Source organism: Acinetobacter sp. AHP123 (genome assembly GCF_023757925.1).
GTDB lineage: Bacteria > Pseudomonadota > Gammaproteobacteria > Pseudomonadales > Moraxellaceae > Acinetobacter > Acinetobacter oleivorans.
In genome coordinates, this window is the sequence record NZ_CP092454.1 from 888,078 (window position 1) to 914,278 (window position 26,201).

General features: G+C 39.6%; 24 protein-coding genes and 1 pseudogene. 11 read left to right on the forward strand and 14 right to left on the reverse strand.

Features of this window, described 5'->3' with window-relative positions; translation table 11 throughout:
- Nucleotides 1–7 precede the first annotated feature (7 nt).
- The 3 genes from nrdR to glnK all read right to left on the reverse strand — a co-directional run bounded on the left by nrdR (nt 8) and on the right by glnK (nt 2,420).
- Nucleotides 8–466: a transcriptional regulator NrdR gene (nrdR, locus tag MJX77_RS04235; protein ID WP_004795187.1), complete on the reverse strand. Its 459-nt coding sequence runs from the start codon at nt 464–466 to the stop codon at nt 8–10.
- Nucleotides 467–630: 164 nt separating this feature from the next.
- Nucleotides 631–2,025, reverse strand: a complete 1,395-nt coding sequence (locus tag MJX77_RS04240) for an ammonium transporter (protein ID WP_004795189.1) — start codon at nt 2,023–2,025, stop codon at nt 631–633.
- Between the two features lie 56 nt (nt 2,026–2,081).
- Nucleotides 2,082–2,420, reverse strand: a complete 339-nt coding sequence (gene glnK, locus MJX77_RS04245; protein WP_000780326.1) for a P-II family nitrogen regulator — start codon at nt 2,418–2,420, stop codon at nt 2,082–2,084.
- Nucleotides 2,421–2,698: 278 nt separating this feature from the next.
- Between glnK and MJX77_RS04250 the strand changes: the two genes are divergently transcribed.
- Both MJX77_RS04250 and MJX77_RS04255 read left to right on the forward strand, forming a co-directional pair.
- On the forward strand, nt 2,699–2,926 hold the full coding sequence (locus tag MJX77_RS04250) for an accessory factor UbiK family protein (RefSeq protein ID WP_004795193.1): 228 nt from the start codon (nt 2,699–2,701) through the stop codon (nt 2,924–2,926).
- A gap of 65 nt (nt 2,927–2,991) precedes the next feature.
- Nucleotides 2,992–4,479 (forward strand): YifB family Mg chelatase-like AAA ATPase, encoded by a 1,488-nt coding sequence (locus MJX77_RS04255; protein ID WP_252060614.1) that lies wholly within the window; start codon nt 2,992–2,994, stop codon nt 4,477–4,479.
- Nucleotides 4,480–4,493: 14 nt separating this feature from the next.
- Here MJX77_RS04255 and pdxR read toward each other — a convergent pair whose 3' ends face one another.
- Nucleotides 4,494–5,927, reverse strand: coding sequence for a MocR-like pyridoxine biosynthesis transcription factor PdxR (gene pdxR / locus MJX77_RS04260; protein ID WP_252060615.1), 1,434 nt, complete (start codon nt 5,925–5,927; stop codon nt 4,494–4,496).
- Between the two features lie 111 nt (nt 5,928–6,038).
- Between pdxR and MJX77_RS04265 the strand changes: the two genes are divergently transcribed.
- On the forward strand, nt 6,039–6,815 hold the full coding sequence (locus MJX77_RS04265) for an aldolase (RefSeq protein ID WP_252060616.1): 777 nt from the start codon (nt 6,039–6,041) through the stop codon (nt 6,813–6,815).
- A 15-nt stretch (nt 6,816–6,830) separates the two neighbouring features.
- Nucleotides 6,831–7,709 carry a dihydrodipicolinate synthase family protein gene (locus tag MJX77_RS04270; protein ID WP_252060617.1) on the forward strand — a complete coding sequence of 293 codons (879 nt, stop codon included), beginning with the start codon at nt 6,831–6,833 and terminating at the stop codon, nt 7,707–7,709.
- A 42-nt stretch (nt 7,710–7,751) separates the two neighbouring features.
- Here the strand turns inward: MJX77_RS04270 and MJX77_RS04275 are convergent, their stop codons facing one another.
- On the reverse strand, nt 7,752–8,573 hold the full coding sequence (locus MJX77_RS04275; protein WP_252060618.1) for a TorF family putative porin: 822 nt from the start codon (nt 8,571–8,573) through the stop codon (nt 7,752–7,754).
- Between the two features lie 960 nt (nt 8,574–9,533).
- Here MJX77_RS04275 and MJX77_RS04280 point away from each other — a divergent pair.
- On the forward strand, nt 9,534–10,853 hold the full coding sequence (locus MJX77_RS04280) for an OprD family outer membrane porin (RefSeq protein WP_252060619.1): 1,320 nt from the start codon (nt 9,534–9,536) through the stop codon (nt 10,851–10,853).
- 107 nt (nt 10,854–10,960) lie between these two features.
- Here the strand turns inward: MJX77_RS04280 and ppa are convergent, their stop codons facing one another.
- Together ppa and MJX77_RS04290 are read right to left on the reverse strand one after the other, a co-directional pair.
- On the reverse strand, nt 10,961–11,485 hold the full coding sequence (gene ppa / locus MJX77_RS04285) for an inorganic diphosphatase (RefSeq protein ID WP_004795210.1): 525 nt from the start codon (nt 11,483–11,485) through the stop codon (nt 10,961–10,963).
- Between the two features lie 127 nt (nt 11,486–11,612).
- Complete coding sequence (locus tag MJX77_RS04290; RefSeq protein WP_009392286.1) at nt 11,613–12,011, reverse strand: MAPEG family protein; 399 nt, start codon at nt 12,009–12,011, stop codon at nt 11,613–11,615.
- Nucleotides 12,012–12,117: 106 nt separating this feature from the next.
- Between MJX77_RS04290 and MJX77_RS04295 the strand changes: the two genes are divergently transcribed.
- On the forward strand, nt 12,118–12,507 hold the full coding sequence (locus MJX77_RS04295) for a hypothetical protein (RefSeq protein WP_005301519.1): 390 nt from the start codon (nt 12,118–12,120) through the stop codon (nt 12,505–12,507).
- Nucleotides 12,508–12,546: 39 nt separating this feature from the next.
- On the opposite strand, the gene MJX77_RS04300 is transcribed toward MJX77_RS04295, so the two are convergent.
- From MJX77_RS04300 to MJX77_RS04325, 6 genes are all read right to left on the reverse strand, one after another.
- A complete protein-coding gene (locus tag MJX77_RS04300; protein WP_174743745.1) occupies nt 12,547–14,226 on the reverse strand; it encodes a long-chain-fatty-acid--CoA ligase in 1,680 nt (559 codons plus the stop codon).
- A 296-nt stretch (nt 14,227–14,522) separates the two neighbouring features.
- Complete coding sequence (parC, locus tag MJX77_RS04305) at nt 14,523–16,742, reverse strand: DNA topoisomerase IV subunit A (RefSeq protein WP_252060620.1); 2,220 nt, start codon at nt 16,740–16,742, stop codon at nt 14,523–14,525.
- A gap of 152 nt (nt 16,743–16,894) precedes the next feature.
- The gene (gene niaP / locus MJX77_RS04310; protein WP_005301502.1) at nt 16,895–18,214 is read right to left on the reverse strand and encodes a niacin transporter NiaP; all 1,320 of its coding nucleotides are present in this window, start codon (nt 18,212–18,214) and stop codon (nt 16,895–16,897) included.
- A 79-nt stretch (nt 18,215–18,293) separates the two neighbouring features.
- Nucleotides 18,294–18,938 (reverse strand): trimeric intracellular cation channel family protein, encoded by a 645-nt coding sequence (locus tag MJX77_RS04315; RefSeq protein WP_004795225.1) that lies wholly within the window; start codon nt 18,936–18,938, stop codon nt 18,294–18,296.
- A 45-nt stretch (nt 18,939–18,983) separates the two neighbouring features.
- Nucleotides 18,984–19,451, reverse strand: coding sequence for a YchJ family protein (locus MJX77_RS04320; RefSeq protein WP_252060621.1), 468 nt, complete (start codon nt 19,449–19,451; stop codon nt 18,984–18,986).
- 72 nt (nt 19,452–19,523) lie between these two features.
- Nucleotides 19,524–21,116: a TerC family protein gene (locus MJX77_RS04325; RefSeq protein ID WP_005301484.1), complete on the reverse strand. Its 1,593-nt coding sequence runs from the start codon at nt 21,114–21,116 to the stop codon at nt 19,524–19,526.
- 326 nt (nt 21,117–21,442) lie between these two features.
- Here MJX77_RS04325 and MJX77_RS04330 point away from each other — a divergent pair, with 326 nt between their 5' ends.
- From MJX77_RS04330 to dinB, 4 genes are all read left to right on the forward strand, one after another.
- Nucleotides 21,443–22,066: an LOG family protein gene (locus MJX77_RS04330; RefSeq protein ID WP_013199154.1), complete on the forward strand. Its 624-nt coding sequence runs from the start codon at nt 21,443–21,445 to the stop codon at nt 22,064–22,066.
- A gap of 171 nt (nt 22,067–22,237) precedes the next feature.
- Entirely contained in the window at nt 22,238–23,629 is a 1,392-nt protein-coding gene (gene mdtD, locus MJX77_RS04335) for a multidrug transporter subunit MdtD (protein ID WP_252060622.1), read from the forward strand.
- 77 nt (nt 23,630–23,706) lie between these two features.
- Nucleotides 23,707–24,465: a glycoside hydrolase family 25 protein gene (locus tag MJX77_RS04340; protein ID WP_252060623.1), complete on the forward strand. Its 759-nt coding sequence runs from the start codon at nt 23,707–23,709 to the stop codon at nt 24,463–24,465.
- 1 nt (nt 24,466) lies between these two features.
- Nucleotides 24,467–25,522: a DNA polymerase IV gene (gene dinB, locus MJX77_RS04345; protein WP_252060624.1), complete on the forward strand. Its 1,056-nt coding sequence runs from the start codon at nt 24,467–24,469 to the stop codon at nt 25,520–25,522.
- Between the two features lie 4 nt (nt 25,523–25,526).
- Here dinB and MJX77_RS04350 read toward each other — a convergent pair.
- Nucleotides 25,527–25,643, reverse strand: a pseudogene (locus MJX77_RS04350) (hypothetical protein).
- Nucleotides 25,644–25,836: 193 nt separating this feature from the next.
- Here MJX77_RS04350 and MJX77_RS04355 point away from each other — a divergent pair.
- Nucleotides 25,837–26,190: a RidA family protein gene (locus tag MJX77_RS04355; protein WP_004795237.1), complete on the forward strand. Its 354-nt coding sequence runs from the start codon at nt 25,837–25,839 to the stop codon at nt 26,188–26,190.
- The last annotated feature ends 11 nt before the right edge of the window (nt 26,191–26,201 follow it).

Genomic DNA, 26,201 nt, shown 5'->3' on the forward strand with positions numbered 1-26,201 from the left:
CAAATAGTTATTGTTCACGTTGTTGCATTTGCTCAATTTGACGACGAAACGCCTCAACATCCTGAAAATCTTGATATACAGAAGCAAATCGGACATAAGCGACATGGTCAAGGGCAAATAGAGATTGCATGACGATTTCACCAATTGTTCTAGATTTTACGTCACGCTCACCTAAACGGCGAATCTGCAACTGAATATCACTTAAAACTGTTTCGATCTGCTCTTGTGTGACCGGACGTTTTTGCAGAGCATGCATTAACGAACGACGTAATTTGGCCTCATCGAAAGGTTCATTTTTTCCATTCGATTTGATCACACGGGGCATTACCACTTCATAGCTTTCAAAAGTGGTAAAACGTTCACCGCAACTTACACACTCACGACGTCGACGAATCTGACAGCCTTCGGCGGCTAAACGTGAATCGATGACTTTACTATCTGCGGCGTTGCAAAATGGACAATGCATAGCGGATTTATAGGGTCGATTACTTTGACCTAGTGTAGCAAAATTTCTACACTTACAGAACCAGCATTCTATAAGACAAAAAAACAGCCCTGAGCAAGATCAAAGTATCGCTTTGATCACAGCTCAAGACTGTTCTTTTAAGACAGCAGATATATTAATGATGATTATTCAATACGTTCGCCATGTTGGCTTAAATCCAGACCCATGCGTTCATCATCAGCGTTCACACGGATACCAATCACAAGATCAATCACTTTAAGAATAACGAAAGTCGCGATACCACTGTAAACCATGGTTGCCAATACGCCTTCAACTTGTACCCATAATTGGCCAGCGAATGTTGGAGCTAAGGTAACGTTAGCTGCTTTAATAATTTCGTCACTGTAGAATACGCCAGTTAAAATCGCACCAACAATACCACCTACAGCATGTAAACCAAACGCATCCAAAGCATCATCGGCTTTAAGTAAGCGTTTAAGTGCTGTAATACCCCAGAAGCACACTACGCCACCGATAAGGCCCATGACTAAAGCACCGCCTACACCGACAAAACCTGCTGCTGGTGTAATCACAACCAAACCAGCTACCGCACCAGAAGCACCACCTAATACAGATGCTTTGCCACGGATCATACGTTCAACAACTAACCAAGAGAATGCAGCAGCAGCGGCAGCAACTTGAGTCACTAAAATTGCCATACTTGCACGAGCACCCGCGCCTAAGGCACTACCACCGTTGAAGCCGAACCAACCCACCCAAAGTAAGCTTGCACCAACAACAGTTAGAGTCAGGTTATGAGGAGCCATAGATTCACGGCCAAGGCCAATACGTTTTCCAAGCATGTAAGCAGCAACGAGACCTGCAACACCTGAGTTGATGTGTACAACTGTACCACCAGCAAAATCTAATGCGCCTGCTTTAAATAACCAGCCATCTGTTGCCCAAACCCAGTGAGTAATTGGTGCATAAACAACAAGTACCCAAATTGCAATGAATGCCATGAAAGCTGAATATTTCATACGGTCTGCAATAGAACCACTAAGGATTGCAACTGTAATGATGGCAAAAGTCATTTGGAAAATAACAAAGAGACTTTCAGGAATTGTCCCGCTCAATGCATCAAACGCGACTCCGTTTAGCATAGCTTTAGACAAATCACCAAAAAATGCACCTGTGCCAGAGAACGCGATTGAATACCCTGCAATCACCCACAGCAAACTTACTAAAATTGCAGCGGAAAGGCTGAACATCATAGTACTTAATACATTTTTCTTACGTACCATACCGCCGTAGAATAGTGCCAAACCAGGAATGGTCATTAATAGAACCAAAGCTGTTGAAACTAAAATCCAAGATGTATCGCCTGTATCAAGTTTTGGTGTTGGTGCTGGAGCTGCTGGAGTTTCAGCAACTGGTGCTTCTGCAGTGGTTGCAGTAGCTGGAGATGTTGATGTAGCCGCAACTTCCGATGTAGGCGTTGTTACAGCATCTTCTGCCCAAACGGCAGTACCACCCAAAAGAGCGCCTGATAGACTCAGCGCCATAAGCATTTTTTTCATTCGTGTCCCCCAACCTCATTTGCGAGTTATTTTCTACTCAGCAAGCTTTGTGCCAATTAGACAGCATCTGGTCCAGTTTCACCCGTACGGATACGGATAACTTGTTCCAGGTTAGTCACAAAAATCTTACCATCGCCGATTTTTCCAGTGCTTGCTACACGAGTAATTGATTCAATTACCGCATCAACCATTTCATCACTAATCGCAATTTCGATTTTTACTTTAGGTAAGAAATCAACCACATACTCTGCGCCACGGTAGAGTTCTGTATGTCCTTTTTGACGACCAAAACCTTTAACTTCAGTTACGGTAATCCCTTGTACACCAATGTCAGAGAGCGCTTCACGCACATCATCCAATTTAAACGGTTTTACAATTGCAGTTACAAGCTTCATGTTTGTTTCCTTCGGCTTCTTTTCACCAGTAAGGTTTTATGTTCAATTTTCATGCCAATATTTCAAAGGTTGAGGGAAATGAATCTATTGCATGAACTTTCTTTATAACCTATTTAGTGATCAAGATGTAGATGAGCTATTAAAAATAAAATGAATTTTCAGTATCGTTGAGTGCTTATTTAATGTTCTATTTGTACTAAAAGAATTGAAACCTATATCCCAAGTTCAAGCAGTGTTAAAATGTAAACCATAAGGTAATACAACACTTTGGATATTTTATGCTAGAAACATTACTACAGGCCATTTTGGAACAAATTGATGAGCCTAAAAAAGATTTGGAAAAAAATTTACGTGCATTATTAAATGAAGCAGTCGAAAAGTTGGATCTTGTGTCCAAACAAGAAATTGACCGTCAAAAGACTGCACTTCAATCGGCCACTCAACGTTTAGAAGAGCTACAAAAACAAGTAAGTCTGTTAGAAGAAACTTTAAAGAATAAAAAATAAGCACCAACGTAGCGCACTTATACTTTACAACGATTAAAAATGAAGCACTATAATGGAACAATAAGATGTCTTTTTCTAAAATTTATACACGGGGACTTTTGGGTTTACATGCACCTCTAATTGAAGTTGAGGTACATGTGAGTCAAGGCTTACCTTCTCTTACCATTGTCGGGCTGGCAGAGGCGGCTGTAAGAGAAAGTAAAGACCGAGTTCGCTCAGCCATTATTAATAGTGGATTTCAATTTCCAACTAAACGGCTGACCATTAATCTTGCACCAGCAGATTTGCCCAAAGATGGGTCACGTCTGGATTTACCAATTGCTGTAGGCATTTTAATTGCCTCTGGTCAGCTTCCTGAAAATTGTGCCGAAGATTTTGAATTAATTGGTGAATTAGCGCTGGATGGCCATGTAAGACCAGTGTCAGGTACTTTAACTTTGGCAATGGCCTGTCAACAGGCCAAGCATAAAATGCTTTTACCTCTTGATAATAGTGAGGATATTAACCATTTACCGGACCTTGAGTGTTATCCGGTGAGCCATTTAAAAGAAGTCTGTGAACACTTTCTGGGCACGAAATCTCTATCTTCGATTGAACCTTCAATGACATCAAATCAAATGCCTTATAAATTTGATTTGGCAGATGTAAAAGGTCAGCTACGCCCACGTCGCGCCCTAGAAATAGCCGCAGCAGGAGGACATTCTCTGCTCTTTAAAGGACCACCAGGCACAGGTAAGACTTTACTCGCTTCACGCCTTCCTTCAATTTTGCCACCTCTTTCTAATCAAGAAACACTTGAAGTTGCGAGTATTTATTCGATTTCTAATACACCGCATACGTTTGGACAGCGTCCTTTTCGTGCGCCCCACCATACCGCATCAGCAATTGCACTCGTTGGGGGCGGATCTCACCCTAAACCGGGTGAAATTACCTTATCTCACTTAGGTGTTCTATTTTTAGATGAATTGCCAGAGTTTGATAGAAAGGTGCTAGAAGTTTTACGCCAGCCGCTTGAGTCAAAAGAAATCATTATTTCACGAGCAGCTCGGCAAATTACTTATCCGGCTAACTTTCAACTGATCGCAGCGATGAACCCCTGCCCATGTGGTTATGCGTTTAATCAAGACAGCCGTTGCCAATGTTCACCCGAGAGTATTAAGCGCTATCAAAACCGTATATCAGGACCTTTACTTGACCGTATCGATTTACATATTGATGTACCGCCTTTAAAAGCTCAGGAACTGCAAGATCCAACACCTGTTGAAGGTTCTACGGCTGTAAGACAGCGTGTGATTTGTGCTTATGAACAACAAATGCAAAGACAAAATTGTTTAAATCAAGCGCTTTCGCCGAAGCAACTAGAACAATATGCTGTCCTTGATAGTACTTCACAGCGAATGATTGAAATGGCACAGCAACGTTTAAATCTATCAGCTCGTGCTTATCATCGTGTTTTACGGGTTGCTCGTACCATTGCCGATTTGGCTCAAAGCGAGATGATCCAAAGTCCTCATCTCACAGAAGCACTCTCCTATCGAGGCAATCATTCTTAAAGTGAAACAGCGGATTATGAGTCCGCTGTTCTTTTATTAAGAACCTTATTTAAGGTTTCAATTAGACTAGTGATTTCTTTCTCTGATAAAGCTGCAAAACCGAAGCGGATACTACGATTAGAAGACTCGATTTGTTTAAACTTATCCTCTGTATCAATGTTGAGTTCTTTTAATTTTATAAGCTGATCTTGAGTAAATGGTTTCTGGAATTTCACCCATAACGCCATTCCACCTGCGGGTGGTCGTATATGAACACACTCTGCAAAAATTCGATTGAACTCAGTTAATGCATGGTCTCGGCGTAGCTGATATATCTTTTTCATTTTACGGATGTGTCTTTTAATTTCACCCCGTTGCATTAAATCTGCTAAGGCAAGTTCAGTAATATTATTACCTTGACGATCAATCAGTAAAATATCTTCAGTAATCGATTGAATGATTGATGGCGATGCCACGATGTAGCCTAAACGGATCCCTGGTGCAAAAACTTTAGACAATGAGCCAACATGAATAACCAATTCAGAATGAGGCAAACTCGCTAAGGGTGGCATAGGCCGACTGTCATAATGGAATTCATGATCATAGTCATCTTCAATAATATAAAAGCCCCATTTTTTTGAAAGCTCTAAGAGTTGAAGACGGCGATTCATTGGCATCGTGACAGTTGTGGGATATTGATGATGCGGAGTTGTATAAATGGCAGCAACCGAATGTTCTTTTAAAATACGTTCTAAATCCTCAATGACAATACCTTGTTCATCTAATTTTACAGAAACGACCTGAAAACCATTTGATTGAAACGCTTTAAAAGCAGATGGATAGTAAAGCTCTTCAACAACGATAACACCCTGCCGATTAGGTAATGCACGAGATGCAAGAAAAATTCCCATCTGGCTACCGCGTACAATACAAATCTCACCTGCGGCAACATTCATAAAACGTTCCATTGACAACATTTGTTGTAAGGCTTGTCTTAACCCAATCATACCTCGTGGGTCACCATATCCCATGTACTGGTTTTGGGTAATCTTAATCAGTGCATGCCGATAGGCGCGTGAAAATAGTTCGTAGGGAATGAGCCGTGGATCTGGTACACCATCGTTATGTGGATATAAAGCAACTTCTTGAATAGTTGGCTTCTCATTCACTTTTCGCTCAGATACTGACTCTATTTGGTGTTGTTTGTCTGGCAAAACATCTGCCACAAATGTGCCTTTTCGAGGGCGAGTTACAAGCCATCCTTGTGCTTCTAATTCTTCATAGACCGCTTGTACCGTTTTCCGATTAATTCCTAATTCTTTTGATAGGCTACGAGACCCTGGCAGCATAGTCCCGTGCGCCAACCGGCCACTTAAAATTTCCTGACTAATCAAGTTGGTCAGTTTTAGAAAAACCGTCTTTTCTTCTCTTTCATCGATACGAAAATGTACTTGCCAAGGTCTTAGCATATTTACCCCATCTGGACCATATAACTTATTAAAACTGGATGTATTGATTCATCCAGTTGTTTTCTATTCTGCCTTCACCTACTTAATTTGGTCAACTGGACTGGAGAAGAGATGAAGACTGCTTCTGTAAACAAACAAAACCTTATGCAACATGCACAGCAAGACATGCAAAAGTGGATTAGTGACTCAGATTTAACTGACCGCCAAAAGCTTGCACTCACTTGTCGTATTTTATTTGATCATGGCCATGATGCTGGTTTAGCAGGCCAAATTACTTGTCGTAGTGAAAGTAAAGAATCCTTTATTACCCAACGTTTTGGTTTAGGTTTTGATGAAATTACTGCCTCAAACTTGCTTGAGGTGAATCAAGACCTAGAACCCATTAATCAAGAAGGAATGGCAAACCCAGCCAACCGTTTTCATACATGGATTTATAAAGAACACCCAGAGGTGAACTGCATTGTCCATACGCATCCGACTCATGTAGCGGCTCTTTCCATGCTTCAAATTCCACTCATAATTTCTCAAATGGATGTCTGTGCACTTTACGAGGATTGCTCTTTTGTAGGCCATTGGCCGGGTGTTCCTGTGGGCAATGAAGAAGGTATTTTGATTTCTTCTGCTCTGGGTAAAAACCGCGCTGTTTTGTTGTCTCACCATGGTCAACTGGTCACAGGAAAAACCATTGAAGAAGCATGCAACTTGGCTCTTTTAATTGAACGCGCAGCTCAACTGCAACTACTAGCCATGTCTGCCGGGCAAATTCAGCCGATCCCACACGATTTAGCCACAGAAGCTCATGACTGGGTGTCTACCGATAAACGCAACAAAGTGAACTTTGCTTACTACGCACGTAAAGCTTTGAAAAAACATTCTGACTGTATTTAAAAAGAGATTTCGACCATGAAACTAAACGGCATTATTGGCTATCCTGTTACTCCTTTTTCTGATGACAACACCATTAACCTTCCTGTTCTAAAGCAAATGCTGGATTTGCTTATTGAAAATGGCTGCGATGCAATTGCGCCTTTAGGCAGTACTGGCGAAAGTGCTTATCTTGAATGGGATGAGTGGTGTTTAGTCGCTAAAACTTCAATTGAAAGCATTAATAAACGTGTACCTGTCATTATTGGAATTTCAGAACTCACGACGGATCAAGCCATCAAAAAAGCGCAGATCGCGCAAAGCTATGGTGCAGATGCACTTATGGTGATTCCTATATCTTATTGGAAGCTAACTGATCAAGAAATTTTTGAATATTATCAAGCGATTGCACAAGCGATGACTTTACCGATTATGATTTATAATAACCCTGCAACTAGCGGTGTTGATATGTCTCCAGAATTAATCGTGCGCATGTTTAATAACATTGCAAACATCACAATGGTAAAAGAAAGCAGCGGTGATATTCAGCGCATGCATAAAATTCAAGAACTCTCAAAAGGAGAACTTCCGTTTTATAACGGATGTAACCCTCTAGCTTTAGAAGCTTTATGTGCTGGAGCAAGTGGTTGGTGTACAGCAGCACCAAATCTGTTAGGTCAACAACCTCAACAACTTATCGAACATGTAAAAAATGGTGAATTAGAACAAGCCCAAAAATCATTTTATCAGCAACTTCCTCTACTACGCTTTATTGTAACTGGTGGTTTACCCAAAACGATTAAAGCAGGTTTACAGTTAAAAGGTGTTGCTGCGGGTTCACCACGCAAGCCACTGTCTAAAGCTACGGATATTGAGCTTAACCAGTTAAAACAGCTACTTTCTGAAATAGAAAACTAATAAAAAAGCGGGTCAATAAACCCGCTTTTTTACAGCATATACTTAAAATGTTTTAGTTAAACTAAACACTAAACCTGTGTCATAAGGTTTTTTCTGAGCATCGGTCATGCCAGAAGTACTAATATCTGTACCAACTACATCTAGCTCAGCCAAAATGCCTAGAATGTTACGGTTTACACCCACTTTATAATCGATATAGCTATCGTCTTTACCTGGACCACCAGCAACTACGGCTAAAGCATCTTTATTTTTGAATTTGTTATAACCAACTGATGCAAGGCCTGTAAATCCTGTATCTGCAATTGGCGCTGAATAACCGACATTAAAATACCAGAACTGCTTAGAATGAGCCCAGTAATCATCTGAATAGTTCACACCTACACTAAGTGCATCACCTTTAAATAAAGAATCAGCAAAAGTTAATTTACCGTAAACCTCATTAAAATCTAATCCATTTTTACCATCATAACCAATTCCATTACGGTCAAAACTATGACCAGAACCAATATAGCCATAATGAATTACACCGACATCATAAGTAGGCGCAAGCGTATCCGTTAATTTTAAAGTATTGGTATAACCCAAAGCGACATCAGTTTCTGTTGAGTTGCCAGTTACTCCAAAATCAACACTTGAACCCCAGAGTGATAAATAAGCACCCGACTTATGAGAAAAAGTAAAACCACCTTGAATTGCAGGGTTATTTGAGGATTGAGTAACTCCGCGGAAGCGATAGTCAGTAGTTGCCGCTACACTTCCTGTTGTCGTGATGCCATAAAAAGATGGTGCAGGTTCAGCCATAACCATCGTTGAGCCTGCTGCAAAGATACCAAGACCTAAGGTCTTAAGTGCAAATTTCATCATTCTGATCTCCCCCATAATGAATGCACGATTTATGTATATAAAACACATTGTGTTACTTAAGCTTTAGCAATTGCTGTGCCAATTCCATATTGGCTATCAATGCACTTCATTAATTTTGAGATCAAACTTGTCTTACAATGAAACCCCCGCTTGTTTCTTATAAATATATATCTATAAAAAACAATAAAATAAAATAAAATTCTTGTCCGTTTAGAAATAATAAGCATATGAAAACCCCTTATCGGAAACTAGTAACCACGATGGGAAGTATTCATTTACTCAATGTAAAATTTCTATTTAGCCTTGATTAGGAAATATAAAAATTACGTAAATTTCTTAACGCTCGGCTTTTAATGGTCTGTAAATGGGCATTTCATTTAATTAGATTTCTTTATTTTTTCTATTTTTAAACTTATGAACTATTTTGGGTCTTTTTTAATCAGCAATATAAGCAAAAAGAGTAATGCACAAAATTTACGCAGAATATCGCACTAAATTTGACCAATTAAATTAAATTCTATTGGTCTTCTACAGTGATCTATTTTTGCACATCACTCTTCAAAATAATGTTATAAAGTAACAATTTAAAAAATATTTAAAATAATTTGTCGAAAAAATCAACTCAAGAGAAGATCAAAAAGTAAACATATCCACCAAAAAAGATCAAAAAACAAACAGAAGAATCAACTATTTTTTGAGCTTGGAATATAAAATAAATGGTAAAAATACACTAAAAAATAAATTACTTTTTTTATTTTAAACAATACATTAAGTATAAAAGGTTAATAGTAAATTTAGTCAACAAGCAGTAGCACATTAATCAATTTCTGCATAGCATATATAAAATAAAATCAACAAAAATATATCTTTTTTATAGATTACTTATACAATTGATTCAAATCCTAGGCCCTGAACAATAACAAGGCACAGGATTTATCGTTTTTATGAGGTTCTTTAAATATGCTAAATGCACAAAAACTTACATTAGCAGTTCTCATTTCTGCGGCAATAATTTCCTCAGCTCAGGCAAGCGAGCAAAGTGAGGCAAAAGGATTTGTTGAAGATGCGAACGGTTCTATTCTCTTCCGTACAGGTTACATCAGCCGTGATAAAAAACAGGGCGCAAAAGATACTAGCTCATTTGCTCAATCAGCAATTGTAAGTATCGATTCAGGCTTTACCCCTGGTATTGTTGGCTTCGGTGTTGGCGTTGTTGGCGATGGTTCATTTAAGATCGGTGAAAATAAAAATGCCGGAAACCAAATGATTCCTAAGAATAACGACGGGTCGGCTTACGATCACTGGGCTCGTGGTGGTGGTAGCGTTAAAGCACGTTTCTCGAATACAACAGTACGTTACGGTACTCAAGTACTCGATTTACCTGTTCTTGCAAGTAATACTGGACGTATGGTACCTGAATACTTTACAGGTACTTTATTAACTAGCCATGAAATCAAGAATCTTGAATTGGTTGCTGGTAAATTTACTAAAGACCAAATGTCTGATCAAATCAATACCGATGCTGATGTATATGGCAACGGACTTGATCGTGCCATTGTTTGGGGTGCTAAATATAAGTTCAATGACAACTTAAATGCATCTTACTATGGTTTAGACAGCAAAAATAAACTTGAACGCCATTATGCTAATGTGAACTTTAAACAGCCTTTGGCGAATGACAGTTCATTAACTTACGATTTTAGTGGTTACCATACAAAGTTTGATAAAGATGCTATTACTTATTCAGCAACTGGAGCAGTAGCACCAGATTATGCTTCGACTAATATAGCTGGTGAAGAAAAGTCTAATAATATTTGGGCAATTTCTACAACCTATAACACTGGTCCACATAGCGTAATGGTTGCTTACCAACAAAACAGCGGTAATGTTGGTTATGACTATGGTCAAAATGCTGATGGTTTCCAAAGTATCTATTTACCGAACTCTTACATGTCTGACTTCATCGGTAACGATGAAAAATCTGCACAAATTCAGTACAACGTAGACTTTGGTAAGTTAGGTGTATTACCTGGTTTAAACTGGACAACTGCATTTGTATACGGTTGGGACATCAAAGTTAGAAACGTGACTGACGATGCTCAAGAACGTGAATTCTTTAACCAAGTGAAATACACCGTTCAAAGTGGTTTCGCTAAAGATGCAAGCCTGCGTATTCGTAACTCTTACTACCGTGCGAGTGATGCTTACCAATCGAAAGCCTATATTGGCGATACGAATGAATGGCGTATCTTCCTTGATATTCCTGTGAAATTATTCTAATTCACAAATTTATCAAGCATAAAAAAACCTACGTCTGGCAACAGATGTAGGTTTTTTATTAAGCTCAGAATATCAATTAAGGCATTCTGAGCCTTATCAATTAAAGCTTATTTAGCAGCTTCAATTGCTTTTAATACTTCAGCTTTAGCAACGTCAGCACCTTCCCAACCACTGATTTTTACCCACTTACCTGGTTCTAGATCTTTATAGTGACTGAAGAAATGCTCAATTTGGCTAATTAATAACGGAGGAAGATCTGTATATTCCTTAACGTCTTTATACAATGGAGACAATTTCTCGTGTGGAACAGCGATTAATTTCGCATCGATACCACCATCATCTTCCATTTTTAATTTGCCCACTGGACGGCAACGAATGACTGAACCAGCAGCAACAGGATGTGGAGTTACAACAAGTACGTCTAACGGGTCACCATCTTCAGACAAAGTATTTGGAACATAACCATAGTTCGCTGGATAGAACATTGCTGTACCCATGAAACGGTCTACAAACAATGCATCAGAATCTTTGTCGATTTCATATTTAATTGGTGCTGCATTTGCAGGAATTTCAATGATGACATAGATGTCATTTGGGGCATCTTTACCTGCTGGGATATTGCTGTAACTCATATCAATACTCTTTCGTTATGAAGTCAGATGTAAAATCCACTCGATTATAGCGTGGATATCATCAAAATGATGCCGATTATACAATGCGCACACGCGAAAGTTGATATGAATGATGACAGAATGACACTCAAGTCAGTTTAATCGTGACCACTAATAAGAAGATTGGGCACAATATAGATAAGAACCAGACAATCGAACGTAAAGTTGCCCAGTTACTTAAATAACAGATCCCATAAATAACTCTTAAAATAATATATGCCCAACCCAATCTCAGAATAAAATATTCCGGAACGACCATATATTCAGCCATTAAAATAGCCGTTAAGAATAAAGGTAAGCTTTCAAAACTATTTTGTTGTACGGCATTTGCACGAGCAGCCAAACCAGTTGTTTTGGCAAAAAAAGCTCTTGGGTTTTGATTATCAACAGGCTGAAAACCACCTGTAAACTTTGCAATTACGGTAAATGCGTATGGCAGCAAACATGCCACTAAAATAATATAGATAATGCCGCTGATGCCCTGCATAGTGCCATCCATCACTAAAAATACTGTTGATCATGCTATCATAACATTGCGTTTTTACCTGAAATTTTATGCAATCACTTGTCATCACTGATTAATAGGGCCATGTATGCAACAACCTGATCAAAAAGAATTGTTTGAAGTCTTGGATAAGCAAAAACAGAATCAACTTCAGATAGATCGCATATTAAAGATCGTGCTCCCTATTATGGCTTTTTTACTTAGTGTGATTTGTGCAAATTTGAATTGGCAATCGACACTTGGCACCTTTGTTATTTTAACAATTACCTTTATTGCAGTCGGTATTAAACGACTTACTTTGTGGCACTGGCTCATTGTGATTACGATATATTGTTTAGCAGATAATTATTTAAGTTATGGTCAGCTTGATTTAACTCACCTACGCCTGCAACTTGGCACAATGCTTGTTTTTGTTGGGATGGTCGGAATTGGACGTCCTTATATAGACCGCTGGTTTATAAAAAGCCATAAAAACTAAAATAAAAAAAGCGCCCTAAGGCGCTTTTTCATTCACTGATTAGGCTGGTTTACGTAAGTCTTTACGTAAAATTTTGCCTACATTTGATTTTGGTAATTCATCCATAAACTCAACATAACGAGGGCGTTTATAGCCTGTTAAGTTTTCTTTAGCGAAGTTCAAAACTTCTTCAGTCGTCAAGCTTTGATCTTTTTTCACAATAAAGAGTTTTGGCACTTCACCTGATTTTTCATCTGGAACACCAATGGCTGCAACTTCCAATACTTTTGGATGTTTAGCAATAACTTCTTCGATTTCACTTGGGTAAACGTTAAAGCCAGAAACCAAAATCATATCCTTTTTACGGTCTACAATTTTTGTATATCCACGGCTATCCATCACACCGATGTCGCCAGTACGGAAGAAACCATCTGCTGTCATGACTTTAGCTGTCTCATCAGGACGATTCCAGTAGCCCTTCATCACTTGAGGACCGCGAATCGAGATTTCGCCTTGCTCACCTAAAGCAACTTCTTTACCGTCATCATCTAAAATAGCAACTTCAGTTAAAGGTAACGGAATACCAATAGTGCCACTAAATTCAGTAGAAGCAGGTGGATTTGCAGTTGCTACCGGTGAAGTTTCTGACAAACCATAACCTTCAATAATAGTTGTACCAGTAATTTTCTTCCACGCTTCTGCTGTAGAAGGTAAAACGGCCATACCACCGCCCATCGCCATTTTTAAATTGCTATGGTCAAGTTGTTTGAATTCTTCATTGTTCACTAAAGCATTAAACAATGTGTTTACAGCTGGGAAGAATGATGGTTGATATTTACGTAATTCGTTAATAACAGCTGGTAAATCACGAGGGTTCGGAATCAAGATATTTGCTTGACCTTTATACATACCGTACATCGCGCAAACCATGAACGCAAAAATATGATAAAGCGGTAAAGCACAAACAATACGGTCGCCTTTAGCACCATCGTTTGCTCCAAATTTACTTTGGAAAATACCATCACACTGAAGTAAGTTTGCTACAAGATTACGATGAGTAAGCTCTGCACCTTTTGAAACACCTGTTGTACCACCAGTATATTGAAGTACAGCAGTGTCACTTAAAGTTAAAGTCGGACGCTTATAATTACTCGCATTTTCTTTATTTAATGCTGAGTTAAATTTAACGTGCCCTGGAATATTCCAAGCTGGAATTTGTTTACGTACTTTACGTAGTACAAAATTCACCAGAGTACCTTTGAGTGTACCGAGCATGTCTCCGACTGATGCAACTACGACATGCTTCACTGGAGTTTTACCCAAAATGCTTTGGTAAACACTGGCAAAGTTTTCGATAATCACAAGGACTTCTGCACCTGAGTCATTTAATTGATGCTCAAGTTCACGCGCAGTATAAAGTGGGTTAACGTTTACTAACACCAAACCTGCACGTAACACAGCTAATGCAACTACAGGATACTGCAATACATTCGGCATCATCACTGCCACACGAGTTCCTTTTGCTAACCCCAAATTTTGCAAATAGGTTGCGAACTTACGGCTTGCAAGTTCTAACTCATTAAATGACATCGCTTTATCCATAAAGATAAAGGCATCGCGAGAACCAAATTTTTGGAAATTACTCTCAAAAATATCAACAAGTGAGGTATTTTCCGCAGGCAATGCTACTGTTTCTGGAATCCCTGTTTTTTGGTATTCTGCAAACCAAATTTTTTCCATAATGCCATTATCTCCGATTCGTAATCCTTAGTAATAACTGTTATTCAATGCCCCAGCTATTCTTTAGCTTCTTGGTGCCAGAACATATTTAAAACTTATTGGCACATTCATGACACTTCGAACAAGATTATGAGACAGAAGTTTTGACAATTTAACCCTGCCAAATTTTTTGCATGGAGTACAAATTACGTACTCCAAATTGCTGTCCTTTTAATCGTTATTCAATACCAACAAGTTCAGTTCATTGCTTGAACATGTTGCCATATATAGCGTATTTATGTTGCCAGACGCTAGCTTTATCTCTGAATCAACAGTTTATTTGCTTTTTGATATCCACGTGGTAAGAGCTGACCTTTCGAAGCTCGTTTACCCATATATTTTTGTAGATCATCACCTTTTAATTTTAGATGTTGCTGACCTGCAACCACCTGAATTATTTCATCTAAGTTCAGGGTTGTCATGGATAAAATTTGCTCTTTCGCATCAAGTTGTATCAACTTATTACCTTTACCCTTATTTAGATTTGGTAGTTCTGCCAAATCAATAATCAAGAGTCGACCTGCTGAGCTGAGCACCGCTAAGTGCGTCATATTCTGAGCAGATATTAATGGTAAAGCTTTTGATTTTTCAGGAACAGACAAGAATGTCTTACCTGCCTTGGCATTGGTATCTAGCTGTTTGGTTTGAGTCTTAAACCCATAACCCGAGGTACTCGCAGCGATAAGTTCAGACTCTTCATCTTCTAGATAAACCTGAATAAACGACACGCCACTTGCAGGAGCAAGTTTAGAACTTAATGGTTCACCCAAACCTCTTGCTGATGGCAAACTGCTAATAGGTAAGGCATAACTACGCCCTGTCTCATCAAGGAAATAGATCCGTTGATTAGTTTTACCCACAGCGTGACTTAAATATTGGTCGCCCGCACGATAGTTTAAATTCTCTGCATCAACATCCGCACCTTTTGCAGCACGAATCCATCCCGCTTCAGATAAAACCACCGTTACCGCTTCAGCTGGCATTAAATCCTGTTCTTTAATCTGAACAGCTTCAGCACGCACCACGATTGGAGAGCGGCGTTCGTCACCAAACTTTTTCGCGTCTTCTTTTAATTCACCAATAATCAAATTTTTTAAAGATTCTGGATTTTCTAATTGCTCACGAATAATGGCAGCTTTTGCAGCAAGCTCATCTTGTTCATGACGGATTTCCATCTCTTCAAGTTTTGCTAAATGACGCAACTTGAGTTCTAAAATTGCTTCTGCCTGTATCTCATCAATATTGAAATGTTCCATCAAGACAGGTTTAGGCTGATCTTCTTCACGGATAATACGAATCACTGTATCAATATCAAGATAAGCAATTAAAAGACCTGCCAAAATATGCAGGCGTTTCTCAATTCGGTTTAAATGATATTCTAAACGGCGAGTTACTGTTTTTTTACGGATCTCAATCCATTCAAGCAAGATACGACGAATCGATTTAACTTGAGGACGTCCATCCTCACCAATCATGTTTAAATTAACACGGTAGCTCGACTCTAGATCGGTGGTTGCAAATAAGTGACTCATTACCGCTTCCGCATCAATGCGGTTAGAGCGAAGTACAATCACTAATCGTGTTGGGTTCGCATGATCCGACTCGTCACGAATATCAACGACTAATGGCAGCTTTTTGGCCTGCATTTGGTCGGCAATTTGAGTAATCACCTTAGAGCCCGATACTTGATAAGGCAATTCAGTAATCACGATTTCATTTTTTTCGAAGGTATAAACCGCTCGCATGCGGTAACTGCCACGACCAGTGGTCTGGATTTTGAGTAATTCTTCTGGCGGAGTAATAATTTCAGCTTTTGTTGGTAAATCTGGCCCTGGAATATATTCAGCCAATTTTTCATCTGAAGTTTGCGGGTTACGAATTAATGCAATCGTGCCTTTAATCACTTCACGTAAATTATGTGGAGGAATATCCGTCGCCATACCAACCGCAATACCAGTTGTGCCGTTGAGTAGAATATTAGGAATACGCGCTGGCAACGTAATAGGTTCTTTTAATGAACCATCAAAGTTATCTTGCCAGTCAGTTGTGCCCTGACCTAGCTCATTTAACAACAACTCACTGTAAGCAGAAAGCTTTGCTTCGGTATAACGCATCGCAGCAAATGACTTAGGATCATCTGGTGCCCCCCAGTTACCTTGTCCTTCAATTAAAGGATAACGATAACTAAATGGCTGGGCCATCAATACCATCGCTTCGTAACATGCCGAGTCACCATGAGGATGATACTTACCGAGCACATCACCTACTGTACGTGCTGATTTTTTTGGCTTGCCGCTATTTTTTAAGCCTAGCTCGCTCATGGCATAGACAATACGGCGCTGTACAGGCTTTAAGCCATCACTAATATGCGGCAATGCACGGTCCATAATGACGTACATGGCATAATTCAAGTAAGCCTGTTCAGTAAATTCGGCTACAGAGCGGTTTTCTGTCGCTTGATGCGCAAGGCTGGTCATAGTCAGCTTATCTTCCAAATCAGTCGTTATTTTAAATGAGTCTTATGCTAAGTGGGCTATGTTACAGACACAAGAGGGAGTCTGTCACCTGAGCGTCAAATTATGTCTCATCTCTCTATATTTTTAGTTACTTGCTATAAAGTTAGGCAAAACTACAAGCCTATCGACTCTAGTCTTTTCCCTTGGGTTTCTTCACCTAATATTAAAATTACAGCCGCGACCAAAAGTAAAACAACGGTAAACATCATAAAAACATGGCTAAACCCATGCTTTGCAACCATCATATGAGTAACCACAATCGGCGCCAAAATTCCGCCTAAACGCCCCATTGCCGATGCCCAGCCCGAACCAAAAGCCCGAATATTGGCTGGATATTGTTCTGGCGTATAGGTGTATAAAACGCCCCATGCCCCTAAATTAAAGAAAGACATGAGACAGCCCCAAAACATAATGCTATTTACGCTGTCGGCTTGTCCAAAGAAATATGCAGACAATGCACAAAACCCGATAAATGAAGCGAGAGTAATTTTTCTACCCAATCGCTCAACAAACCATGCCGCTGCCAAGTAACCGGGTAGCTGTGCCAAAATCATCAGCAAAACATATTCAAAAGATTTAACAATGTCATAGCCCTGTTTCACCAATAAACTTGGCAACCACGTAAAGATACCGTAGTAGGAATAGACGATCCCAAACCAGATGAGCCAAAGCATTAAACTACGGCGTGCAAAAGGGCCACTCCAAAGTTGTTTAAAAGAGACCTTTTGTTGTATGGCGACAGGCACAACTTCAATGTGATGAACGATTTGGACACCCGCCTGAGCTTCTAGTTTTTGTACTAATGCATGCGCTTCTTCGATACGACCACGGTTAATGAGGTACGGTATCGACTCGGGGAGTTTTTTCCAAATCACTAAAATATAAATTAGAGGGAGGCCACCCATCAGAAATGCGATATGCCAGCCAAATTTAGGAATAATAAAATAAGAAATTAACGCTGCAACTAACCAGCCTAAACCCCAAAAACTTTCAAGTAATACAATAAAACGACCACGCACATGTGAGGGTATATATTCACTCACCAATGTCACCGCAACAGGTAACTGTCCGCCAAGTCCAAGGCCAACAATAAAACGGAAAATCAATAACCATTTTAAATCTGGAGCAAAAGCACATAAGGCGGTCGCAATACTATAAATTGCCATGGTTGTGGCAAATATTGTCTTTCGGCCAAAACGATCGGCTAAGGCTCCCGAGCAAACTGCTCCAATAGCCATTCCCACAAAGCCAATACTGACAATCCAACCACTTTCGGCTGGTGTTAATGCCCAGTCTTTAACAAGCGTTGTCATGATAAAAGCAATGATACCGGTGTCCATCGCATCAAACATCCAACCTAACCCAACCACCCACAATAAAGTGTAGTGGAATTTGCCAATTGGAAGATTTTGTATACGTGAAACCAGATCCATAAGAAAACTCTACTGGAAAGAATAAGTGAGCAATACAATATTTAATTGTTATAGCATGCTCACATCGTATTCTGCATGATTAATGTTCATCGGTTGATGAAGCTGATTCTGCATCGTCATCTTTATAAATAAACTTAGGCATTTCTAAGCCGAAATAGATCGCAATCAGACGCAGAGTAAAACCGAAAATTAAGGTTGAAATAACAGTTAACTCTAAACTGAATCCCAAATCTAAGCATACCCAATAGCAAATGACAGCTACAAAAGAAATACTCGCATAAAGTTCGCGACGGAAAACGAACGGAACATCGTTACATAAAATGTCACGCAAAATACCGCCAGAAACTCCAGTTAACACCCCTGCTACTGCCGATACGACAAAACCATGCCCCATTTGTAAGGCAATCTGACAACCAATAATGGTAAATCCAATTAGTCCTAAAGCATCGAGCACCAAAAAGATGTTATGTAAGTGACGCATCCATTTGGCAATAATGATTGTGACAAAAGCAGCACAACAAGTCAGAACAAGATATTCAGGATGTTTTACCCAAGTTAAAGGATAGTGGCCAAGTAATACATCACGTACAGACCCACCACCTAAAGCAGTCACACAGGCAATCAGTACGACACCGAACCAGTCCATACTCCGTCGCCCAGCAGACAATGCGCCTGTCATGGCTTCGGCAGTAATCGCAATAATATAAATAACGGTGAGTAACATTGCCCTTTCCCTCAGGCCAAACGGTGCGCGTATTTTAAGATAAAGTTATAGGAATTGTGCACAGCATTGTTTAAATTTTTTTCCAGAGCCACATATGCAAGGCTGTTTCATGGTGACATGCATATCTACAGTGGGATCAAGAAAAAACCATTGTTGTTGATGATATACAAAATGTGAAACCTCATGGTGAACATGAGCTTTTTGTCCATCATGATAATGTGCCTTGAATTCAACCTGTGCATGGGTTTTATCGAGTTTTTCTTTGGTGTTAACGACGTCTAAACCCAACCATTGATTTTGTTTACTCCAGTCTGCAATGGCATCTTTATCAAGTGCAGTTTGCTGGCCTAAAGCGGTTGTTTTCACAATATAATCAATTTGCTGTAATGCAAAAGCACTATAACGCGAACGCATAAGCTGCTCTGCCGTCAGGGCTTTTGCTGTGCCTAAATGTAAAGGCTCACAACATTCTGCATAGCTGCCTTTTCCACATGGACAAGTGTGTTGAGTCATTCTGTGTTTCTCAAATAAAAAAATAGCTCAGAGTTGAGCTATTTTATGATGTTTCTAGACTTAAAATGTCATTTAATCTTTTGATTCATCTTGTTCGATAGAAACAATATGAACCTTCTCGATTTTATGACCTTCCATCGTAATCACTTCAAAGCGATAACCATCTGCTTCAACAGCTTCACCATTTTCTGGTAAGCGGCCTAAATGGAATAACAAATAACCTGACAAAGTTGAATACTGTTCACTCTCATCGACCAAATCACGGCCTAATAAAAGCGATACGTGGCGAATGTCCGTTGAACCTTCAAGTATTAATGAACCATCTGCCAAGCTCTCAGCGGCTGCATCTAGCTCATCTTCATCAGGGAATTCACCCGCAATGGCTTCTAAAATATCAATTGGCGTTGCAATACCTTCAATTGAACCGTATTCATTTAAAACGATTGCCATTTGTAACGGTGCTTGACGTAATTGCTCCATCACCATAAGTACTTGAGCATTTTCATGCACAATGACAGGTTCACGTAAATGCTTTTGGAAATCGACCACACCTGTTTCGATAAAGCCATTTAGAACTTTATGAGTAAGTGCAATACCTTCAATATTATCAAGCTCACCACGTGCAACAATCAAACGAGAGTGCGTCATTGACATTAAACGTTCTTTTAAAACTTCCGGTTCGTCGTCTAAATCAATCCACTCAAGTTCAGGTCGTGGAGTCATAACAGACTTTACAGGACGCTCTGATAAACCAAGAACACCTTGCACAAGCACACTATGATAAGCGCCATTTTCTTCGTCAAAAACTTCATCTGCAAAAGCTTGTGTAGCCAATACGTCTTCTTTATCAGAAGATTGCGTATCTGAGCTAGAACCACTGCTTTTACTTCCTAGCATACGTAACACGGCTGAAGCAGTGCGATAACGTAAGTCTGTAGTTGTAACCAGTTTTTCCTGATTGCGACGCATGCTCTGGTTGATAATTTCCACCAAAACCGAGAAGCCAATTGCAGCATATAAGTAGCCCTTCGGAATATGGAAACCAAAACCTTCCACCACCAAAGAGAAACCAATCATCATTAAGAAACCAAGACACAGAATAACGACCGTTGGATGCTTATTCACAAAGTCCATGAGCGGTTTCGATGCCCACAACATGATTCCGACAGCAATTACAACTGCAACCATCATGATTGACAGCTCTTTCACCATACCTACAGCGGTAATCACACTATCTAACGAGAACACAGCATCAAGCACAACAATCTGGACAATGACCATCCAGAACGCAGCATGAACAGGGTTATCTTCTTTATGAAGTTGATTACCTTCCATGCGCTCATGCAATTCCATGGTGCCTTTAAAGAGCAAGAACACACCACCGAACAACAAGATCAAATCACGCCCAGAGAATGGGTGATTAAAAATATGGAAGAGTGGTTCTGTCAGTGTCACGACCCAAGCAATCGAAGCTAAAAGTATTAGCCGCATTCCTAAGGCGAGTATTAAACCAATTATACGTGCTTTAGCTCGCTGCTCTGGCGGCAGTTTTTCAGCCAAAATAGCGATGAAAACGAGGTTATCGATCCCCAATACAATTTCAAGAACGATTAAAGTTGCTAAACCCACCCAAGCAGATGGATCAGACATCCATTCAAAGATCATCGATCCTGCTCCTGTGCTGATTGGATTTTATCTTTATTTGGCAACACAGCAGGCATGCCCATACAAAGGAGGGAAAATGTTTTTTTAGGACAAGAAATTAAAACGGAGCGACTACAACCACTACCCATATTTGTTCATATGTTGTTAAACGAATTTTTAGTATAGGCAAGATTTAACATAAATTCATCATTTTTATTTGTTCATGACAGGCATTCACCAAACCCATACAAAACATGAGTCTTTACTATAAATCTGCTTATAAAGTTGTCATATTTTTTGCTTAGTGTAGACAAGAAATATGAACGTGATAAGGTGAAAATAAAACAATGAATAGCGTATTAACAATGGCAGTAAATGATTCACCAATAACAGCTGTAAAAACAAAACAACCTCTTATTGCATTATATTGTGGTTCACGTGCGGGAAATAACCCGATCTACCGAGAAAAGGCAATTGAACTCGCTCATGGAATAGCTGACCAAGGTTTCGGTTTAGTCTACGGTGGTGCCAGTATTGGTTTAATGGGACAAGTTGCTGAAAGCGTTCTCGCAAACGGCGGAGAAGCTGTCGGTGTCATTCCTGAATTTATGCTCGACTATGAAGTAGCCCATGCTGGCTTAACCGAATTACATATCGTAGAAACCATGCACGAGCGCAAAGCCATGATGGCAGAGCGTGCAAGTGCATTTATTGCATTACCCGGCGGTTTAGGAACATTCGAAGAAATATTGGAAATAGCCACTTGGGGCCAACTTAACCAACACCAAAAACCCATGATTTTGTATAACGTAAATGGCTTTTATAATGCATTGATTGCCCAACTAGACCATGCGGTTCAAGAAGGTTTTCTTCCCCTTCAGCACCGAGCTAAATTAATTGTATGTGATGATGTCGATCAAATTTATAACGTCATTAAAAATTTAAAAATGCCGAAAAGATTTGTTGTTTAGTTACCCACCTACTCTCCATAAAAAAGCGGTTCTGCCGCTTTTTTTGTTTTAACTATTTTCACCGCTACCCTCAAAAGCACTTAGATTTATTAAAGGGGTAATCAACATTGTCTTACTTTTTTTACTTTCAATTTGTTTTACACTAGACCAAAACGTTAACTTTCAAATGTTATGAATGCCACGCCGACTCACCAAGCCTTGCAACCTGAATATCGCTTACTCGTACTTTTGGTTTCCATTGGCTTTTTTATGCAGGCTTTGGACACAACAATTGTAAATACAGCTATTCCTGCAATGGCTCACCATTTAAATGAAGACCCTCTACGCATGCATAGCGTAGTAGTGGCCTATGTTTTATCAGTAGCCGCCTGCATTCCTTTAAGTGGATGGTTAGCAGATCGCTTTGGTGTTAGAAATATTTTCTTATCGGCAATCGTTATTTTTACTTTAGCCTCTTTAGGTTGTGGTCTTTCTCAGAGCCTCAATGAACTCTTATTTTTCCGAGTCATCCAAGGCGTAGGCGGAGCCTTACTACTTCCTGTAGGTCGACTATCACTTTTAAAGATTATTCCCCGAACTCAGTTTTTAGCTGCAATGAGCTTAATGAGTCTTGCAGGTTTACTCGGGCCGTTGGCTGGTCCAACTTTAGGTGGTTGGTTAGTTGAAGTTGCAACGTGGCACTGGATTTTCCTAATTAATATTCCCATGGGTATCTTAGGCATCTTAATGACATTAAAAGTCATGCCTAATTTAAAAGAACCTTCAGTCAAAACATTTGATTTGGGCGGCTTCATCTTATTAGTGGTGGCTATGATTGGATGGTCTTTGGGTATCGAACATTTAGCCTCACCTGAATATTCAAAATGGTTCAGTATTTCGCTACTAGTCTTCGGTATAATCGCAACGCTTTGGTATGCCTATCACTCTCATACTCATCAAAATGCGTTGTTCCGTAGCCGACTTTTTAGAAACAAAATTTATGCAATTGGTATTTTAGGTAACTTCTTTGCCCGCTTTGGTGGTAATGCCTTACCTTTTGTTTTACCGCTCATGCTACAGGTGGCTTTTGGCTTTGAACCCTTTATTGCCGGTTTAATGATGATTCCACTGGTGTTAGGCTCGTTATTTTCAAAACCAATTGTCAGACCTATTATTCAAAAAATAGGCTATCGACGTTTTTTACTCATCAACACAACGCTGGTCGGGTTATGTATTGCCTCTTTCGCCATCATGACAGTCGACACTCCAACTTGGTTTAGAGCCTTGCACTTTTTCTTATTTGGCACATTAAACTCACTGCAATTTGTGGGTATGAACACATTGACCTTAAAAGATTTGCCTCAACAAGATGCAAGCAGCGGTAATAGTTTCTTGTCGATGATCATGATGCTATCAATGAGTATTGGCGTGGCACTCGCGGGCACACTCATTAATATCTTTACTGATTATTATGGAGCTGACCATGTGACCACTGCATTCCACGTCACTCTCATTTGCCTCGGCTGTATCAATGTCATTACAGCGCTTATTTTCTGGCAAATTCCAAAAAATACCCCCGTATAAGCCGTTGCATTTTTAGCGTGGTTTCTCCCTCTTGAATCACGTTATGATGTCGGCTTCAAATCTTTACTGAGTTTTGCATGACCAAGCTGGCAAAAACCTTTTCTGCACCACGCTACAACACCGTAATCGGTATTGTTTTAGCTTGTGTCATGGGGGTTCTCACTTACTTCGGTCTGTTCTACCAACAAAAAGCAATTGCTCAAGATTATCCAGTTCAAGGGTTCGATGTCTCTCACCATCAAGGTGATATCGACTGGAAAAAAATATCACCAGAAAAGTTTCAATTCGTTTATTTAAAAGCGACTGAAGGCGGCGATTACAAAGATTCAAAATTTCAAGAAAACTGGCTCAAAGCTCGTGAACATGGGCTTCATGTAGGGGCTTACCACTTTTATCGTCTATGTCGTGATGGTAAAACACAAGCCGAAAATTTTATTGCAACAGTTCCAAAAAAAGCAGATACGCTCCCCCCTGTCATTGATCTGGAATATGACGGTAACTGTATTAATTCGCATACCAAAGAACAATTACTTAAAGAAATAGGCATCATGCATGATCGCCTAAAACAGCATTATGGCAAACAGCCTATCTTTTATATTTCTAAAACTTTTTATCACATTGTGTTAATCGGTAGTTTTCCTAATACCCCCCTTTGGGTTCGTGATTATGAAGGAAAACCTGAACTTAAAGACAAGAGAAAATGGCTCTTTTGGCAGCATAGTAATCAGGGTAAAATTGAAGGGATAATAAAGCCCGTAGACTTAAATGTTTATGAGGGTTCAGTCAAAGAATGGCACCAATTCTTACAGCAGCAAGGCATCGTGAAAGCACAATAATATGCGCAAAATCATTCATATCGATATGGATGCCTTTTATGCATCAGTCGAATTGCGAGAGCGTCCTGATCTAAAGCATCTCCCTGTGGTTATTTCTTCTCATCATCCGCGAGCTGTCATTGCTGCTGCATCCTATCCTGCCCGTGAATTTGGTCTGCGTTCAGCCATGTCGATGAGTCAGGCAAGGAAACTATGCCCTCAAGTCGTTATTATTGAGCCAAATTTTGAAAAATACCGCACAGTTTCCGCTCAAATTCACTCTATTTTTCAGCAATATACTCTGCTTATTGAACCTTTATCTTTAGATGAAGCCTATTTAGATGTCACTGAAAACCTAAAACAGATTGCGAGTGCAACCGAGGTTGCGATGCATATTCGGGAAGATATTTTTAGGTTAACTGGACTGACAGCATCAGCAGGTGTAGCCCCCAATAAATTTTTGGCAAAAATTGCTTCGGACTGGAACAAACCTAATGGTTTATGTGTAATCAAACCTTCGCAAGTCGCTAGTTTTATTCAAGACCTACCTCTTAAAAAGATTCCTGGCGTCGGCAAAGTCACTCAGGAAAAATTACAGCAATTTCAATTACATACTTTAGGTGATTTACAGAAAACTGAAGAGGCTGTTTTAGTTCACCACTTTGGTAAATATGGACAACAACTTTATCTATATGCACAAGGAATTGACCATAGACCTGTTCAAGCTGAAAGAGCCCGCCAACAAATTTCGAAAGAGACCACTTTCGATAGTGACTTTACTTTGGTTCAATGCCAGCCCTATTGGCAAGGACTAGCTGAGAAAGTCTGGCAAAGCTTAGAGAAAAAACAGCTCAATGCACGTGGTGTGAATATTAAACTTAAACTCAAGAATTTTCAGACTTTACAACATAGTAAAAGCTTTAAAAGACCGATCCAGTCGCTACAGGACTTAATCCAAGTTTTATATTTATTATTAAATGAAATGCAGATTCCTGAACATTTTCAGTTCCGCTTAATTGGTATAGGAGTTTATCAATTACAGACCCAAGCGGATGACTTCCAACTTAACCTTTGGTGATTGATTAATTCTCACTCAAAAGAGCAACTTTTAAACAAAATAGACTCCCTTTTACTGAGACTTTAGAGTAACCTAATCAACGCATATTCATTACCCATGTATTTGCAACATGCCAAAGCAACCTTTACTTTCGGCATATCGTCCTGTGATTGGCGTGACGACCAAATCCGAATATTACAGGGCTCTTCTGATACATGGCTTAGATATCCCTTCATCACAATAATCTACTGAAATTCCTTTCTACTTGCTTGCACCAACCCAGCAACTCTTCATAAAATCAAAACTATTAAATAAAGCCACTCTAGAGCATTTTTATGACGGTAAAGCGTTTACACGTGACTTCACGCTACTGCGAAGTTGCGATTTCAGGTAATTTGGTACATTTAGCTGGCCAACTCGCAGACGATACAAGCGTAGATGTTACAGCACAGACTCAACAAACTTTAGATAATATTGACCGTCTATTGGCAGAAGCTGGAACAGATAAAACTCATATTCTTTCTGTTATGATTTTTCTAAAAGATATCGACAAAGATTATGCAGCAATGAATGCTGTTTGGGATGCATGGATTAGTGAAGGACATCCTCCAGCACGTACTTGTGTAGAATCCAAACTTTATGCGCCGGACGTGCTTGTAGAAATGACGGTTGTTGCAGTACTTCCCTAATTTTTATAAAT

Excerpts from the sequence above, each read along its gene's own strand:
- nrdR (WP_004795187.1), bottom strand. The coding sequence starts at position 466 with ATGCATTGTCCATTTTGCAACGCCGCAGATAGTAAAGTCATCGATTCA.
- MJX77_RS04240 (WP_004795189.1), bottom strand. The coding sequence starts at position 2,025 with ATGAAAAAAATGCTTATGGCGCTGAGTCTATCAGGCGCTCTTTTGGGT.
- glnK (WP_000780326.1), bottom strand. The coding sequence starts at position 2,420 with ATGAAGCTTGTAACTGCAATTGTAAAACCGTTTAAATTGGATGATGTG.
- MJX77_RS04250 (WP_004795193.1), top strand. The coding sequence starts at position 2,699 with ATGCTAGAAACATTACTACAGGCCATTTTGGAACAAATTGATGAGCCT.
- MJX77_RS04255 (WP_252060614.1), top strand. The coding sequence starts at position 2,992 with ATGTCTTTTTCTAAAATTTATACACGGGGACTTTTGGGTTTACATGCA.
- pdxR (WP_252060615.1), bottom strand. The coding sequence starts at position 5,927 with ATGCTAAGACCTTGGCAAGTACATTTTCGTATCGATGAAAGAGAAGAA.
- MJX77_RS04265 (WP_252060616.1), top strand. The coding sequence starts at position 6,039 with ATGAAGACTGCTTCTGTAAACAAACAAAACCTTATGCAACATGCACAG.
- MJX77_RS04270 (WP_252060617.1), top strand. The coding sequence starts at position 6,831 with ATGAAACTAAACGGCATTATTGGCTATCCTGTTACTCCTTTTTCTGAT.
- MJX77_RS04275 (WP_252060618.1), bottom strand. The coding sequence starts at position 8,573 with ATGATGAAATTTGCACTTAAGACCTTAGGTCTTGGTATCTTTGCAGCA.
- MJX77_RS04280 (WP_252060619.1), top strand. The coding sequence starts at position 9,534 with ATGCTAAATGCACAAAAACTTACATTAGCAGTTCTCATTTCTGCGGCA.
- ppa (WP_004795210.1), bottom strand. The coding sequence starts at position 11,485 with ATGAGTTACAGCAATATCCCAGCAGGTAAAGATGCCCCAAATGACATC.
- MJX77_RS04290 (WP_009392286.1), bottom strand. The coding sequence starts at position 12,011 with ATGCAGGGCATCAGCGGCATTATCTATATTATTTTAGTGGCATGTTTG.
- MJX77_RS04295 (WP_005301519.1), top strand. The coding sequence starts at position 12,118 with ATGCAACAACCTGATCAAAAAGAATTGTTTGAAGTCTTGGATAAGCAA.
- MJX77_RS04300 (WP_174743745.1), bottom strand. The coding sequence starts at position 14,226 with ATGGAAAAAATTTGGTTTGCAGAATACCAAAAAACAGGGATTCCAGAA.
- parC (WP_252060620.1), bottom strand. The coding sequence starts at position 16,742 with ATGACCAGCCTTGCGCATCAAGCGACAGAAAACCGCTCTGTAGCCGAA.
- niaP (WP_005301502.1), bottom strand. The coding sequence starts at position 18,214 with ATGGATCTGGTTTCACGTATACAAAATCTTCCAATTGGCAAATTCCAC.
- MJX77_RS04315 (WP_004795225.1), bottom strand. The coding sequence starts at position 18,938 with ATGTTACTCACCGTTATTTATATTATTGCGATTACTGCCGAAGCCATG.
- MJX77_RS04320 (WP_252060621.1), bottom strand. The coding sequence starts at position 19,451 with ATGACTCAACACACTTGTCCATGTGGAAAAGGCAGCTATGCAGAATGT.
- MJX77_RS04325 (WP_005301484.1), bottom strand. The coding sequence starts at position 21,116 with ATGATCTTTGAATGGATGTCTGATCCATCTGCTTGGGTGGGTTTAGCA.
- MJX77_RS04330 (WP_013199154.1), top strand. The coding sequence starts at position 21,443 with ATGAATAGCGTATTAACAATGGCAGTAAATGATTCACCAATAACAGCT.
- mdtD (WP_252060622.1), top strand. The coding sequence starts at position 22,238 with ATGAATGCCACGCCGACTCACCAAGCCTTGCAACCTGAATATCGCTTA.
- MJX77_RS04340 (WP_252060623.1), top strand. The coding sequence starts at position 23,707 with ATGACCAAGCTGGCAAAAACCTTTTCTGCACCACGCTACAACACCGTA.
- dinB (WP_252060624.1), top strand. The coding sequence starts at position 24,467 with ATGCGCAAAATCATTCATATCGATATGGATGCCTTTTATGCATCAGTC.
- MJX77_RS04355 (WP_004795237.1), top strand. The coding sequence starts at position 25,837 with ATGACGGTAAAGCGTTTACACGTGACTTCACGCTACTGCGAAGTTGCG.